The sequence below is a fragment of the Patiriisocius marinistellae genome, assembly GCF_009014635.1.
Classification (GTDB): Bacteria; Bacteroidota; Bacteroidia; order Flavobacteriales; family Flavobacteriaceae; genus Patiriisocius; species Patiriisocius marinistellae.
The window spans coordinates 177336-192851 of record NZ_BKCF01000004.1 but is presented as its reverse complement, the minus strand read 5'-3'; the positions used below and the strand labels follow the sequence as shown (position 1 = coordinate 192851).

General features: G+C 34.0%; 12 protein-coding genes. 10 read left to right on the top strand and 2 right to left on the bottom strand.

All coding sequences use genetic code 11. The features are described 5' to 3' along the window. Nucleotides 1–25 precede the first annotated feature (25 nt). The gene (gene pepT / locus GB234_RS11225) at nt 26–1270 is read right to left on the bottom strand and encodes a peptidase T (RefSeq protein ID WP_151894792.1); all 1245 of its coding nucleotides are present in this window, start codon (nt 1268–1270) and stop codon (nt 26–28) included. Nucleotides 1271–1407: 137 nt separating this feature from the next. On the opposite strand from pepT, the gene GB234_RS11220 reads away from it, so the two are divergent. The 10 genes from GB234_RS11220 to guaB all read left to right on the top strand — a co-directional run bounded on the left by GB234_RS11220 (nt 1408) and on the right by guaB (nt 14313). Further along, nucleotides 1408–2442: a quinone-dependent dihydroorotate dehydrogenase gene (locus GB234_RS11220; protein WP_151894660.1), complete on the top strand. Its 1035-nt coding sequence runs from the start codon at nt 1408–1410 to the stop codon at nt 2440–2442. A 17-nt stretch (nt 2443–2459) separates the two neighbouring features. Continuing rightward, nucleotides 2460–3071 carry a LysE family translocator gene (locus GB234_RS11215; RefSeq protein WP_151894659.1) on the top strand — a complete coding sequence of 204 codons (612 nt, stop codon included), beginning with the start codon at nt 2460–2462 and terminating at the stop codon, nt 3069–3071. A 71-nt stretch (nt 3072–3142) separates the two neighbouring features. Further along, on the top strand, nt 3143–4006 hold the full coding sequence (locus GB234_RS11210) for a hydroxymethylglutaryl-CoA lyase (protein WP_151894658.1): 864 nt from the start codon (nt 3143–3145) through the stop codon (nt 4004–4006). A 96-nt stretch (nt 4007–4102) separates the two neighbouring features. Continuing rightward, nucleotides 4103–5686: a bifunctional metallophosphatase/5'-nucleotidase gene (locus GB234_RS11205; RefSeq protein ID WP_151894657.1), complete on the top strand. Its 1584-nt coding sequence runs from the start codon at nt 4103–4105 to the stop codon at nt 5684–5686. A gap of 80 nt (nt 5687–5766) precedes the next feature. Further along, nucleotides 5767–6240, top strand: a complete 474-nt coding sequence (locus tag GB234_RS11200) for a heme-binding domain-containing protein (RefSeq protein WP_151894656.1) — start codon at nt 5767–5769, stop codon at nt 6238–6240. Between the two features lie 203 nt (nt 6241–6443). Then, on the top strand, nt 6444–7667 hold the full coding sequence (locus GB234_RS11195) for a DUF4856 domain-containing protein (RefSeq protein ID WP_151894655.1): 1224 nt from the start codon (nt 6444–6446) through the stop codon (nt 7665–7667). 82 nt (nt 7668–7749) lie between these two features. Further along, nucleotides 7750–8859 carry an imelysin family protein gene (locus GB234_RS11190; protein ID WP_151894654.1) on the top strand — a complete coding sequence of 370 codons (1110 nt, stop codon included), beginning with the start codon at nt 7750–7752 and terminating at the stop codon, nt 8857–8859. 61 nt (nt 8860–8920) lie between these two features. Next, nucleotides 8921–10234 carry an HTTM domain-containing protein gene (locus GB234_RS11185; protein WP_262714111.1) on the top strand — a complete coding sequence of 438 codons (1314 nt, stop codon included), beginning with the start codon at nt 8921–8923 and terminating at the stop codon, nt 10232–10234. A gap of 19 nt (nt 10235–10253) precedes the next feature. After that, entirely contained in the window at nt 10254–12701 is a 2448-nt protein-coding gene (locus GB234_RS11180; RefSeq protein WP_151894652.1) for a TonB-dependent receptor domain-containing protein, read from the top strand. 139 nt (nt 12702–12840) lie between these two features. Next, the gene (guaB, locus tag GB234_RS11175; protein WP_151894651.1) at nt 12841–14313 is read left to right on the top strand and encodes an IMP dehydrogenase; all 1473 of its coding nucleotides are present in this window, start codon (nt 12841–12843) and stop codon (nt 14311–14313) included. Nucleotides 14314–14419: 106 nt separating this feature from the next. Here the strand turns inward: guaB and GB234_RS11170 are convergent, their stop codons facing one another. Further along, entirely contained in the window at nt 14420–15301 is an 882-nt protein-coding gene (locus tag GB234_RS11170) for a hypothetical protein (RefSeq protein WP_151894650.1), read from the bottom strand. Nucleotides 15302–15516: the final 215 nt, after the last annotated feature.

Here is a 15516-nt window from a genome sequence, read left to right as displayed (position 1 = left end):
TTTCTGAATGTATAAACTCCTGACTTTAATGTTGCTTTTCTTTAGCAACCAACTGTGCAATATTCACAATTACCTCGATCGCTTTTTGCATTGATTCAACAGGTACATATTCAAATCTTCCATGAAAATTGTGACCACCCGCAAATATATTGGGGCAGGGAAGTCCCATAAAGCTTAATTGTGAACCGTCAGTCCCTCCTCGTATGGGTTTAATTAGTGGTGTGATTCCGGCTTTTTTCATTGCTTCTTCAGCAATATCAACAATATGCATTACGGGTTCAATCTTTTCGCGCATATTAAAGTACTGATCATTAATCTCAACAGTAATAACTTCTTTTTCAAACTGCTGGTTTAGTTCGTCAGCAAGTTTTTGAACCATTTCTTTGCGTGCATCAAAATGTTCTTTGTCGTGGTCACGAATGATATACTGTAATTTTGTGCTATCTACTTCTCCATTTACACTATACAGGTGGAAAAAACCTTCTCTATCGCTTGTATGTTCTGGTGTTTCTAATCGAGGAAGTGAGTTAATATAATCTGTAGCAATGTACATGCTATTTACCATTTTGCCTTTTGCATAGCCTGGATGAACAATCTTACCTTTAATAGTTACAACTGCACCTGCAGCGTTAAAGTTTTCATATTCAAGTTCACCTACTTGGCTTCCATCCATTGTGTATGCCCACTCAGCGCCAAATTTTTTTACATCAAATTTATGTGCGCCACGACCAATTTCTTCATCTGGCGTAAAGCCAACTCTAATTTTACCATGTTTAACCTCGGGGTGTTTTATTAGATACTCCATTGCCGAAATTATTTCGGCAATACCAGCTTTATCATCTGCACCCAATAATGTAGTTCCATCTGTTGTAATTATGGTTTGCCCTTTATATAATAGTAGATCTTCAAAATAATCAGGGGATAAGACAATATTTTGTTCTTTATTAAGAATAATATCTTTTCCGTCGTAGTTCTCCACAATTTGTGGTTTTACGTCTTTTCCAGTAAAGTCTGGAGTAGTGTCAAAGTGCGAAACAAAGCCAATAACGGGTACCTCGTGATCCACATTACTAGGGAGTGTTGCCATAATATATGCGTTCTCGTCAATAGTGACATCCTCTAGTCCAATCTCCTTCAACTCTTCTACAAGTGCTTTTGCTAAATCCCATTGTTTAGCACTACTTGGTGTCGTGTTGCTTTCAGGGTCACTCTCTGTATCAACAGTTACGTAACTAATAAATCTCTTAATAAGTTTGTCTTTTTCTATCATATTGTGCCCGCGCATGCAGGGATCTTTTAATTAAACATCAAGTTACAAAATAAAGATAATTAGTACTTTTTTTGTAACGTTGACTAATTAATTTCAGAAAATTTTTATTTGTATTTTTGCACTAAGATTTTAAGCTTATGTATAAAACACTTGTCCGTCCGTTACTTTTTAAATTTGACCCAGAAAAAGTGCATTACGCGACATTTAGTATGATCAAGCTTGCAAATAAAATAGGGTTAGGGGGACTTTTCAGAAATTTATATCAAATTAATAATCCTAGATTAGAAAGAAAACTTTTTGGCCTTACATTTTCTAATCCCGTGGGCCTAGCTGCAGGTTTTGATAAAAATGCAGTGCTTTATAATGAACTTGCGAATTTTGGATTTGGTTTTATCGAAATAGGAACAATTACCCCTAAAGGACAAGAGGGGAATCCCAAAAAACGATTATTTCGGTTGCAAGATGACAAAGGTATTATTAACCGAATGGGTTTCAATAACGAAGGGCTTGATGCCGCTATATTTCAGCTAAAGAAAAATAAAGGCAAATTAATCATAGGGGGAAATATTGGGAAAAACACCCAAACATTACCAGAAAATTACACAGCAGATTATTTTACATGCTTCAATGCATTGCATCCCTATGTTGATTATTTTGTACTTAATGTAAGTTGCCCTAATGTGGGAAGTCATGCAAAATTGAATGATAAAGATTATTTAGAAGAACTAATTGGCGCTGTACAGAAAGCAAACAAAACTTTTGATAAGCAAAAACCCATTCTCTTAAAAATTGCTCCAGATTTAAACGATATGCAACTTGATGAAATCGTAGGTTTAGTTCTAGAAACTAAACTTGACGGAGTGATAGCGAGTAATACATCTATTGATAGAACGGGGCTTAAAATTTCAGATGAAAAATTACAAGAAATAGGCAACGGAGGATTGAGCGGGCAACCTATCAAAAATAAAAGTACACGAGTTATAAAATATCTAGCCGATAAAAGTAATAAAGCGTTTCCTATTATAGGAGTAGGTGGAATTCACAGCGCAAAAGATGCTTTAGAAAAGTTAGATGCTGGAGCAGATTTAGTGCAAGTATATACAGGATTTATCTACGAAGGTCCTAAGTTAATAAAGGATATAAATGATGCATTGTTGAATAGAAGTACTTAAGAAATTCAATTTCACAAATGCTCGAATCACTCCTTTCATTCTCACTTGCAACCATAGCATTGGCTATATCACCTGGACCAGATAACATTTATGTGCTTACACAGTCATTAGTCAATGGATTAAAAAGCGGTATTGCGACTACGGCTGGGTTGATAAGCGGTTGTATTGTTCACACAAGTTTACTAGCATTTGGAATTTCGGCAGTAATTACAACTTCAGAGATTTTATTTTATGGAATTAAAGTTTTTGGAGCTATTTACTTGTTCTTTTTAGCTTTCAAAGTTTTTAAGAGTGATGCTTCAATTAATATGGAATCAAATGCGCCTAAAAAATCTCACGGTTCTTTATTTAAGCAAGGTTTTATTATGAACCTTCTTAATCCTAAAGTAATGATTTTTTTTCTTGCTTTTTTTCCAGCTTTCATTTGGAATCCAGAAGGTGAGACTGTGTCCCAAATATTTATTTTAGGAATAACTTTTATGGCAATAAGCTTTATTATTTTTAGTTTAATTGCTTTGCTCGCAGGAGGAATATCTAAATATTTAAAAAAAAATAAAAAGATAGGAGTGATATTAAAATGGTTGCAAATTGTCGTTTTTATAGGCATTGGCGTATTTATACTTTTATAATTACAACGTTTGTAACTTACTTTTAACTTAGAAGGTCACACTTTTGCTCATATCTAATTATCTTTACACTAATGCAAAAAGTAAAAATTATAGAATGTCCTCGTGACGCCATGCAGGGAATTAAGGATTGGATACCTACTGAAAAAAAAGTTCAGTATATCCAGTCATTATTACGCTGTGGCTTTGATACAATAGACTTCGGAAGTTTTGTCTCACCTAAGGCTATCCCGCAAATGGTAGATACAGCCCAGGTATTGTCTCAACTTGATTTATCTGCAACTAAAAGTAAGTTGTTAGCAATAGTGGCAAATGTACGTGGTGCCCAAGAGGCCTCTGTGCATAAAGAAATTCAATACTTAGGGTATCCATTTTCAATTTCAGAAAACTTTCAAATGCGTAATACGCATAGAACTATAGCAAGGTCTATTGAGACGCTGCAAGAAATTTTGAATATTGCTGATGCTAATAATAAGGAGGTAGTAACTTATTTGTCAATGGGTTTTGGAAATCCTTATGGTGATCCTTGGAATGTTGATATAGTGGGTGAATGGGCAGAAAAATTAGCGAGTATGGGAGTCAAAATTTTATCGCTAAGCGATACAGTGGGCTCCTCAACTCCTGAAATTATTGATTATCTCTTTTCAAATTTGATTGAAAAATATCCTACGATAGAATTTGGTGCGCATTTACACACAACACCAACCGCGTGGCATGAAAAAGTAAATGCTGCCTATAAAGCTGGATGCCGTAGATTTGATGGTGCCATTCAAGGTTTTGGAGGTTGCCCAATGGCAAAAGATGATTTGACAGGAAACATGCCTACCGAAAAAATGCTTAGCTATTTCAATACCGTAAAAGCACCCAACGACATTAAAACAATGAGTTTTGAGAGTGCACATAATGAGGCTAGCAAAATTTTTAATATGTATCATTAATTAAATTTTCCTCGGTGATGATTTAAAATTTAAACATTTTTTACTTCGGAAATTTTAATTTAATAATATTGATTCATATAATTTCAAATTTATAGAATGAAAAAGCCCTTTTTAGATATTCCATTTTTTAATTTTAAGAATAAAAGCTCTTTTCTCCATATACTTTTTTTAATTTTTTTGTTAGTAACAACAGTTCAAGGTTGTAAAACTGCTAAAATTCCTGAAGTAAAGAATGATGACATTACTACAATAAAGTTAATCCAGGTCAATGACGTTTATGAAATTGCGCCCTTGAGTGGTGGACAATATGGTGGGATGGCACGTGTGGCTCATATTAGTGACTCGATAAAAAAGCAATTTCCAAATTCATACTTAGTAATGGCGGGTGATTTTTTAAATCCATCGTTATTGGGAACTTTAAAAGTTGACGGTAAGAGAGTCAAAGGAAAGCAGATGATTGAAGTGATGAATGCGATGGAATTTGATTTAGCTACCTTCGGTAATCATGAGTTTGATTTAAAAGAGTCTGAATTACAAGAACGCTTAAATGAATCAGATTTTGAATGGGTTTCAGCAAACGTATTTCAGAAAAAAGGTGATAATATTAAAAGTTTTTACCGTGTAAAAAATGGAGATTCCATTAGAATACCTGAAACTATTTTTTACGACATAGAGATAGGAGAGGAGTATCCTTTACGTCTAGGTTTTTATAGTGTTACTGTGGACTCAAATCCTGTGGATTATGTGTATTACGCAGATTATTCATTAGAAGCTCGCAGTGCCTATACCTCTTTACAGCAATCAAAAAGTGATATTATTATAGGTTTAACACACCTTGCCATAGAGGAAGATATTCTGGTTGCCGAAGATTTACTTGAAACAGATTTAATAATGGGTGGACATGAACATGTTAATATGATGGTGCCAGCAGGAAATACTTTTGTCGCAAAAGCAGATGCAAATGCAAAAACTATTTATGTACACACACTTACTTATAATAAAAAAACGGAGCAAATAACAAGAACTTCTCAGTTGGTAGATATCAATGATAAAGTCCCTTCTTTACCAAGAGTTAAAGCCATTGTTGATAAATGGGAAAACATTTTAAATACCGAAATCAAACAAGTAATCGACAATCCTGACGAAATAATTTATACTACAAAAGTACCCCTTGATGCTACAGATAAAACAGGGAGAAGTACCCAGTCTAATTTAGGGGCATTTTTTACAGAAGCAATGGCAAAAGGGTTTGATGCTCCAACAGAATTGGCTTTTGTTAATGGAGGTTCTTTTAGATTAGATGATAAACTGGAGGGAGATGTTACGAGCATTGATATTTTTAGAGTTTTACCTTTCGGCGGAAATGTACAGCGCGTTGAAATGACGGGAGCTTTATTAAAAGAAATATTAAGTTACGGAGAGAGTAGAGCAGGAACTGGCGCATATCTGCAACGTTATAATTTGTCTAAATCTGAAAACGGTGACTGGTTAGCGCTATCAAAACCTATTGAGAATACTAAAATTTATACTGTTGCATTAAGTGATTTTTTATTAAAAGGATTTGATATTCCATTTTTAACCGAAAAAAATCCTGGCGTAAAGAGTGTTTACATTCCAAAGGCAACTGAACCTGCTAGTGATATAAGAAAGGCTATTATTGAGTATATGAAAACACTTTAAAAAGTTTTAATAATTTTTAAACTGTATATATTAGTGCTATTCTTATTAATACCTATTTTTGTTTTTTAAATTTTGAAACTATGAAATTTGTAAAATATTTTTTAATTTTTGCTTTAGTAGCCTTGGTTTTAATTCAATTCTATAGACCTGAAAAAAATGAAAGCGGCTATGAGACAGTAGCCCATTTTGAGCAAGAAGCACAAGTGTCACCAGCACTTGCTGCTGTTTTTAAAACAAATTGTTACGATTGTCATAGTGACCAAACAATATATCCTTGGTATTCTGAGGTTGCTCCGGCGTCATTTTGGTTAGACGACCATGTAAGAGATGGAAAGAAGCATTTTAATGTTTCGGCTTGGGAATCATACTCAGCAAAAAAGAAAGACCACAAACTTGATGAGCTTATTGAGTTTGTAGAAGATGGCGAAATGCCATTAGATAGTTACACCTGGTTACACGGTGATTTAAGCGATGATGATACCAAAGCCATTTTAGACTGGGCACAATTACAGCGATTAAAATATCAAAAAGAGATGACTGAGATGTCTAAATAACATCTTAAAAATTCGAAAAGCCACTTTTTTTTTAATAATAAAGGTGGTTTTTTAGTTATAACAAATTGTGTTTTAGTTGTTTAATATTTCCGAAGAAATTTAATCTAGATTTAATCTAAATAAACTTGCTTAAACCATAATCTGTATTTATTTTTGCACCTGAAAATAATTAACTATTTATATTCAGTCTAAATAAATACTAAATGAAAAAATTAGCATTCCTTTCAATAATTGCAGCAACCACTTTTATTTCTTGCCAGTCAGATGATGATGCTGCAGTTTTAGAAGAAAATAATGTAGAAGCGCCAGCTAATTATACATTTACTAGAGATAATCAATCTACAGTTTCTTTCTCAGGGCAAACTACACGTATATTAATGGCGCAAGAAACAGTGTCAGCTTTCACAAATTTTGACACAGCTACAGAGGCTTCAATATCATCAATGTTTGCACATGTAGAAGGAGCAAATGATTTTAGCGATGCAGATCTAAATGCTTCAGATAAAAGTGTAAGAAGTAAAGTAGCAGCTTCGCAAGATTTTTTTAATGCTAATAGTACAGAAGCAACATTGATAAAAAATACATTTGATGGCTACATTGCTGGACAAGTAAATGAGGTATTTCCAAATCAAAACACACTAGCAGAACCAGGTGTTGCTGGTCAAATAGCAGATGGAGATAGAACACGTTACGTAAACAGTAATGGATTAGAATTTAATCAAGCTTTCGCAAAAAGTCTTATAGGTGCGCTTATGGCAGACCAGATGTTAAACAACTATCTAGGAACTGCTGTGCTTGATGAAGCAAACAATAGGGAAAATAACGATAATGGTATTACAGACGGTGATAGTCCTTATACTACTATGGAACATAAGTGGGATGAAGCATATGGTTACATATATGGAACATCTGTTAATGCCGCTAATCCTAACTTGACAATTGGTGATGATGATAGTTTTTTAAATGAATACACGGGGCGTGTAAATGATGATCCAGATTTTAATACTATTGCAGCACAAATTTTTGATGCTTTTAAACTAGGACGTGCTGCAATCGTTGCAAAAAATTACGAAGTACGTGATGCGCAAGCTGCTATTATTCGCCAAAAAATTTCTGAAGTTATCGCAATACGAGGTATTTTCTATTTACAACAAGGGAAAAATAAAATAGCAGATGGTAACCGTACAGGTGCATTCCATGCGCTTTCTGAAGCTTATGGGTTTGTTTATAGCCTTCGTTTTACTAGAGATACTCAAAGTAATGAATCTCTTTTTAGTAGAGCAGACGTGGATAATCTTTTAGGTCAATTAGTGGACCAAGATAATAACGGTTTCTGGACTCTTACTACAGAAACAATAGATGCTATTTCTCAGGCTATTGCAGCAAAATATAGCTTTACTGTAGCACAAGCTGCAAGTACGAATTAAAAAGTTAGTTTTATGTGTTAAAGCAACTGTTTTGAATTTCAAACAGTTGCTTTTTATTAATTTTGCAAAAAAAATAAGAGTTATGAAGTTTTGGAAATTTTATCTTTTAGCAGCGCTCTTTGTAGGTGTATCTTGCGGTACTGATGACAGCACAGAGCCAGATACAACTACTAATGATAATTTTGATAGAGGGGCGATGTTAGTACACTGGGCAGATAATATTATAATCCCTGCTTACACTAGCTTTGAAGTACAGACATCATTATTTGATGAAGCCGTTACTCAATTTAATATATCACCTTCAATTAATGAATTGACTTTATTAAGACAAAGATGGATTGAGGCTTATAAGTCTTTTCAAAAAGTTTCAATGTTTGAAATTGGCAAAGCCGAAACTTTAAACTATAGAAACAGATTAAATGTTTATCCAACAAATACACAAGAAATTCAAGGTTTTATTACAGAAGGAATTTGGAATTTTGAGCTACCTTCTACAATTGACGCACAAGGTTTTCCAGCTATCGATTACATGTTAAATGGTCTTGGGACTGATGAGGAAATAATAGTGCATTACACAACAAATTCAAATGCAGATGGGTATAAAACATATTTGAAATCACTTTCTCAAACTATTAAAAATCTTACAAGTCAAGTGTTAACAGATTGGAACACTAGTTTTAGAGATACATATGTTTCAAATACAAGTTCTTCAGCATCAGGTGCTGTTGATCAAACTGTAAATGCTTACATATTTTATTATGAAAAAGGATTAAGAGCTGGAAAAATAGGAATTCCAGCAGGTGTTTTTTCTTCAAATCCATTACCAGAAAACGTAGAGGCGCTATATAAAAGTGATATTTCAAAACTCTTATTAGAAGAAGCATTACAAGCCACACGTAATTTTTTTAACGGTAATGGAACAACAACAGGACCAAGTTTAAAAGCATATTTAGATGCTTTAAATGTTGTTAAAAATGGAAGTGATTTAAGCACATTAATTAATAATCAATTTGCAACTGCAAGTAATCAAATAGAAACTCTTTCAAATAACTTTGTTGAACAGATTACTCAAGATAACCCTCAAATGACCACAACATTTGATGAGTTGCAACGTAACGTTATTTTAATAAAAGTAGATATGTTACAGGCATTAAGCATCAATGTTAATTATGTGGATGCAGATGGCGATTAATCCATAATTATATATCAAAACACTCAACACATATTTAAATACACATATAAAGGCTGCCCCGTTGGCAGTCTTTCGTATTTTCTTTGGGTTGATGATGGTGTATAATATTATTAGATTTTGGGCAAATGGATGGATAAAAACACTTTATAATGAACCATCATTTCATTTTAAATACTTTGGTTTTGAGTGGGTACAAACTTTAGGGGTATATAATTATGCGCTTTTTATTATCTGCGGTATCGCTGCGCTTTGTGTTGCGCTAGGTTTTAAATATAGGATCGCTAGTATTATATTTTTTTTAAGCTTTACTTACATTGAACTCATTGACAAAACAACATATCTTAATCACTATTACTTTATAAGTTGTATGGCCTTTTTGCTCATGTTTTTGCCAGCAAATGCTTATTTTTCAATTGATGCTTACCAAAACAAAAATCGTCATTTTGCAACAGTACCTCGCTGGACTATTGATGTAATTAAAGCGTTACTATTTATAGTTTATTTCTACGCAGGATTAGCAAAGTTAAATAGTGATTGGTTGCTAGAAGCAATGCCATTAAAGATTTGGTTGCCCTCAAAATATGATATCCCTTTCTTCGGAAATGTGCTACAACAAGAGTGGCTTCATTATGTCTTTAGTTGGGGTGGAATGTTATACGATTTAATGATACCATTTCTACTTTTATATAAACCCACTAGGAAAGTAGCGTTCTTCTTAGTAATTGTTTTTCATGTTTTAACACGAGTTTTATTCCCTATTGGTGTATTTCCTTTTGTCATGATAGTAAGTGCTTTAATCTTTTTTGATGCTTCGTTTCATCAAAAAATTATTAACGGTATTTCTAAATTGTTTAAAATTTCCGAAGCTAAAATTCAAAATAATATAACTTCCAGTGCATATCTATTTAACTCTAAAATGTCTGTAGTAATTGTGGCTTTTTTCTTGCTTATTCAAGTACTTTTGCCGTGGCGATATTTAGCGTATCCCGGTGAGCTTTTTTGGACAGAAGAAGGGTATCGTTTTTCGTGGCGGGTAATGTTAATGGAGAAAGCTGGTTATGCCCAATTTAAAATTAAGAATTCAAATACGGGAAGCCAATTTCTTGTAAATAATTCAGATTTTTTGACATCTTTTCAAGAAAAACAAATGAGTACACAGCCAGATTTTATCATTCAATATGCACATTTTCTTGGCGATTATTTTGCAGCACAAGGTCAAAATAATATTGAAGTTTATGTAGAAAGTTATGTGGCGATTAATGGGCGCTTGAGTCAATCGTTTGTGGACCCATCAGTTAATTTATTGAAAGTTAAAGAAACCTTCAAACCTAGAGACTTCTTATTGCCTTTTGGTGATGAGATTAAAGGATTATAATAATAAATAATAAGTATAAATGTTGACCTTATTTTTTAAGCGTATTTTATTTGTAATGTTATTTACGGTTTCGTTTATAGCAACAGCTCAATATCAATTATCTGGGAAAGTAGTTTCGCAAGATGGAGCTTCGGCAATTGAGAATGCTGAGGTTTATGTAACACAACTTGGTATTTCAAAAACAACAGATGCTTTAGGGGTATTTAGTTTCAGTAATTTACCAAGTGGAAATTATCAATTGGTTGCATTTTCTTTTGAATTTGAAGTAGTGGAAATGATGCTTACCGTTTCCGAAGACAAAAATATTATCATTGAATTACCACTATTGGGAGAACAACTCTCTGAAGTTTTAATAACAAAACGTAAAGAACGCATATTTGCCCTTCGTCAATTAAGAGAAGTGGAAGGCACTGCAATTTACGCTGGTAAAAAAACCGAAGTCGTTCTCGTTGAAAATCTCACTGCAAACCTTGCCAGTGGAAATGCACGCCAAATTTATTCGCAGGTTGTTGGACTTAATATTTATGAGAATAATGATGCTGGATTGCAGTTAAATATTGGTGGTCGTGGTTTAAACCCTAACCGTAGTGCAAATTTTAATACAAGACAAAATGGTTATGATATTTCGGCAGATGTACTTGGGTATCCAGAGAGTTATTACACGCCGCCAGCAGAGGCAATCGAGTCGATTGAAGTGGTGCGTGGTGCGGCTTCCTTGCAATACGGAACACAATTTGGTGGATTGATTAATTTTAAATTAAAGCAGCCTGAAAAAGATAAAAAGATAGCTTGGATTTCAAGACAATCTTTAGGTAGCAATGATTTGTTTACAAGTTTTAATAGCTTGAGTGGTACCGTGGGAAAAGTGGGATACTACACTTACTTTAATTATAAAAAAGGGAATGACTTTAGACCTAACTCTCAGTTTGATTCTTACAATGCTTTTGCACATGTTGATTATAGTTTTTCTGAAAAAACAAAAGTTGCTTTTGAGTTTAGCTATTTAGATTATCTGGCACAACAACCGGGAGGTTTAACCGATGCTCAATTTGAAGCCGACCCTACTTTTAGCAATCGAACAAGAAATTGGTTTGATGTTAATTGGAAATTATACTCGCTACGTTTGGAGCATGAAATTTCAGAAAAAACAGATTTTAGTCTCAACCTTTTTGCCTTGGATGCATCCCGAAAATCGGTTGGTTTTAGAGAAAATAGAGTATCTCAAGATGATGACCTCGAAGCGCCCCGCGAACTTATCGTGGGGAATTTCAATAATTGGGGAGCTGAAGCCCGAGTATTGACGCGCTATAATTTATTTGAAAAAGAGAGTACATTATTATTGGGAGCAAAATATTATCAATCTGAAAATAGTGAACAACAAGGTCCAGGTACAAATGGAACTGATGCTAATTTTGATTTTGCAACCGCAACATATCCAGATTACGCAAGACAAAGTGACTTTACATTTCCTAACTTGAACCTTGCTTTTTTTGGTGAAAATATTTTTAAACTTTCAGATAAATTTTCAGTGACACCAGGTTTTAGGGTTGAATATATAAAGACACAAAGCGAAGGAGAGTACAAAAATATAATATTAGACTTGGCAGGAAACCCTATTACAAATGAAACATTGCCAGACAATCGAGAATTTGATAGGAGCTTTGTTTTGTTTGGAGTTGGTTTAAGCTATAAAGCCACGTCAGTAACAGAGTTTTATGGAAACCTGAGCCAGAATTATCGCTCCGTAACATTTAATGATATTCGTATTATTAATCCTTCATTTAGCGTGGATCCAAATATTACAGATGAGCAAGGTTACACCTTTGATTTAGGGGTTCGCGGGAGATTTAAAAAATATGTTTCTTATGATGTTGGTGCATTTTTATTGAGTTACCAAGATAGGTTAGGGGTTATTGTTAGAGAAGTGAGTGACATTCAAGAAGAAAGATTTCGTGGAAATATAGGCGATGCAATCACTTACGGTATCGAAAGTTTTATCGATTGGAATATTTGGGAAACGATTTCAGAAAACAAAAAATTTAGACTGAACACATTTGTAAATTTAGCAGTGACAGAAAGTGAGTACACGTCTTCACAAGAAACAAATGTAGAAGGAAAAGAGGTTGAATTTATTCCTAAATTTAATTTAAAAACGGGTGTTGGTTTTGGATATAAAAACTTTCTAGGAAGCCTTCAATATACGTATTTGTCAAAACAATTTACTGATGCTACAAATTCTCCTCGCGACCTTGAAAGTCAAAGCGGAATCATTGGTGAGATTCCTGCGTATGATATTCTAGACCTGTCGTTATCGTACACTTACAATAGGTTTAAACTAGAAACGGGTATAAATAATGTACTAAATAATAGTTACTTTACAAGACGCGCAACAGGGTATCCCGGGCCAGGAATTTTACCTAGCCAACCACGTACTTGGTATGCATTGTTGCAGTTTAAATTGGATTAATTTTTTAAAAACTTCTGAAATTTCAAAAGAGCCAAAGTATTAATCAAGTAATTTAAAAAACTTAATTAATAATAGTACCTTTACACGCAATTATATGTTAACCACTTTCACTACTTCTAGAAAGTAAATACTAATTGCAATGACCGCACACGAAAACAAAATTTTAGGAGAAGGACTAACTTATGACGATGTCCTTTTAGTACCCGCTTTTTCTGAAGTTCTACCGAGAGAAGTCTCCATTAAAACAAAATTTTCAAAGAACATAACTTTAAATGTACCTATCGTCTCTGCAGCTATGGATACGGTGACAGAGAGTGCTATGGCTATTGCTATTGCACGTGAAGGAGGTATTGGTGTGTTGCATAAAAATATGACCATCAAGCAACAAGCTGCCGAGGTGCGTAAAGTAAAACGTGCAGAGAGTGGTATGATTCAAGATCCTGTTACTTTGAAAAAAGATAACACTGTGGGTGATGCTCAAAAAACAATGCGAGAATACAGTATAGGTGGAATTCCTATTATTGATGATGCAGGTATGTTAATTGGTATTGTTACTAATAGAGATTTGCGTTTTGAGAAAGACTACGAGCGCAAGTTGAATGATATAATGACGACTAAAAACCTTGTCACTGTTGCTGAAGGGACATCATTAAAAGAAGCGGAGCTTATACTTCAAAAAAACAAAATTGAAAAGTTGCCAGTAGTAGATGATGCAGGTAAATTACTTGGGTTAATCACATTTAGAGATATAACAAAACTTACATTAAAGCCAACAGCAAATAAAGATACCTTTGGTCGATTAAGAGTTGCTGCGGCACTTGGTGTTACTGCAGATGCTGTTGAAAGAGCAGAGGCATTAGTAAATGCACAAGTAGATGCGGTTATTATTGATACTGCGCATGGTCACACAAAAGGGGTGGTTATGGTATTAAAAGAAGTAAAAAAGAAATTTCCAAATCTAGATGTAGTTGTTGGAAATATTGCAACTGCAGATGCGGCTAAATACTTAGTAGAAGCAGGTGCAGATGCTGTTAAAGTAGGAATAGGGCCAGGATCAATTTGTACAACGCGCGTAGTTGCCGGAGTTGGATTTCCGCAGTTCTCAGCAGTACTTGAAGTTGCAGCAGCTATTAAAGGAAGTGGTGTACCTGTTATTGCAGATGGAGGAATACGCTACACAGGAGATATTCCTAAAGCAATTGCAGCAGGAGCAGACAGTGTAATGCTTGGTTCATTATTAGCTGGAACTAAAGAGTCACCTGGTGAAACAATTATCTACGAAGGTCGAAAGTTTAAATCTTACCGAGGAATGGGATCTGTAGAGGCTATGAAGCAAGGCTCAAAGGATAGATATTTTCAAGATGTTGAAGATGATATTAAAAAATTAGTTCCTGAAGGTATTGTGGGTCGTGTGCCATATAAAGGTGAACTTGTTGAAAGTATGACACAGTTTATTGGTGGTCTTAGAGCTGGAATGGGCTATTGCGGTTCAAAAGATATTGAGACGTTAAAAGAAACGGGGCGCTTTGTGAAAATTACAGCTAGCGGAATTAATGAAAGTCATCCACATGATGTAACTATAACAAAAGAGTCACCTAATTATAGTCGCTAGTTTTAAAACTATTTTTGTAAAATATTTCTAAAATGAAAAATACCCTATCTTATATAAGATAGGGTATTTTTAGTAATAAATTAGCTTTGATTAAAATTTGCTATAATTAATTACAATATGAACAATTTACGTTAGATTGCGCAAGTGCGTCGCATACATAATTAAGCTCAGTCGTTGCTCCTAAGCATTGGTAAAGTTGGGCAGCTTGGCACCATTGCATATCTTGACCTGTAGTTGGTCCACTGTAAACTAGATTATCACAGTCAGCGCCTCCGCCACCATTTCCACCGCCACCATTTCCATTACCACCATCATCACCTGGATCAGTAAATATGTTGTTATCTGGCTCAATAACTATATTCTCTCCCTCAAGATTAAAATCCATTTCTACATTTTGACTTTCTCCTGCTTCATTAGAAAATTCAACATTAAGAACTCCGCTTATTTTTTCAAATGGGTAATCTTGTCTAACACCATCAATAACTTCTTCATTTCCATTTGAAACTCTTTCATTGATCACAAGTGTAATATTATCAATTATTACTTCGATAGCATTATCTGGGTATCCAGTATGCCCAATGTAGCTTTCTCCTTGTAGCAATGATCCTACGTAATAATTATCTTCATTTGCAAGAGCCATAGAAAATGAAAAGAACCATGGGTTTTCAACTGTTTGTCCAACAGGAATTGGTTCGCCATTGAAAGAACTTCGATAATTAAAGCTGAATCTATCAAAAACATTTGAGTTTTCAAGGGTAAATTCAAACTCTACTGAGTTTCCAGTGTGCATAATTTCGGTAATTTCACAGTTGGCTTCGTTTTGTGACTGGTAGTATTCACCAGCTTTTAGCTCATGTGGTTGGTTGTTGAGAGTTAAAGTAACATCTTGTGTACCTAAAAAGTTATCAGCAGGATTTTCATCGTCTGAGCAAGAAAATAACACAGCAAAAAAAGCTATGAAAATTGTAAGTTGTAATGTTTTCATCATTTTAAAAAGTTTAAAGACAAATAAAATATTTTTTAATTTTATGAACAATACCTAATAATGGGTATTTTTTAGTTCAATTATAAATTTAAAAAATGTATGTCTTTAAACTCTATAAAATGATAGAGTAGGGGTAAGTTAATAGTTTATGGAAAATGTGTCAATTTATAATAATATGATTTAGATTTTCTTCGGAAATTTTAGATAAACATGTAATA

Coding starts and splice junctions, on each gene's coding strand:
- GB234_RS11180 (WP_151894652.1), top strand. CDS start 10,254: ATGTTGACCTTATTTTTTAAGCGTATTTTATTTGTAATGTTATTTACG.
- guaB (WP_151894651.1), top strand. CDS start 12,841: ATGACCGCACACGAAAACAAAATTTTAGGAGAAGGACTAACTTATGAC.
- GB234_RS11170 (WP_151894650.1), bottom strand. CDS start 15,301: ATGATGAAAACATTACAACTTACAATTTTCATAGCTTTTTTTGCTGTG.
- GB234_RS11220 (WP_151894660.1), top strand. CDS start 1,408: ATGTATAAAACACTTGTCCGTCCGTTACTTTTTAAATTTGACCCAGAA.
- GB234_RS11205 (WP_151894657.1), top strand. CDS start 4,103: ATGAAAAAGCCCTTTTTAGATATTCCATTTTTTAATTTTAAGAATAAA.
- GB234_RS11215 (WP_151894659.1), top strand. CDS start 2,460: ATGCTCGAATCACTCCTTTCATTCTCACTTGCAACCATAGCATTGGCT.
- GB234_RS11210 (WP_151894658.1), top strand. CDS start 3,143: ATGCAAAAAGTAAAAATTATAGAATGTCCTCGTGACGCCATGCAGGGA.
- GB234_RS11190 (WP_151894654.1), top strand. CDS start 7,750: ATGAAGTTTTGGAAATTTTATCTTTTAGCAGCGCTCTTTGTAGGTGTA.
- pepT (WP_151894792.1), bottom strand. CDS start 1,270: ATGATAGAAAAAGACAAACTTATTAAGAGATTTATTAGTTACGTAACT.
- GB234_RS11195 (WP_151894655.1), top strand. CDS start 6,444: ATGAAAAAATTAGCATTCCTTTCAATAATTGCAGCAACCACTTTTATT.
- GB234_RS11200 (WP_151894656.1), top strand. CDS start 5,767: ATGAAATTTGTAAAATATTTTTTAATTTTTGCTTTAGTAGCCTTGGTT.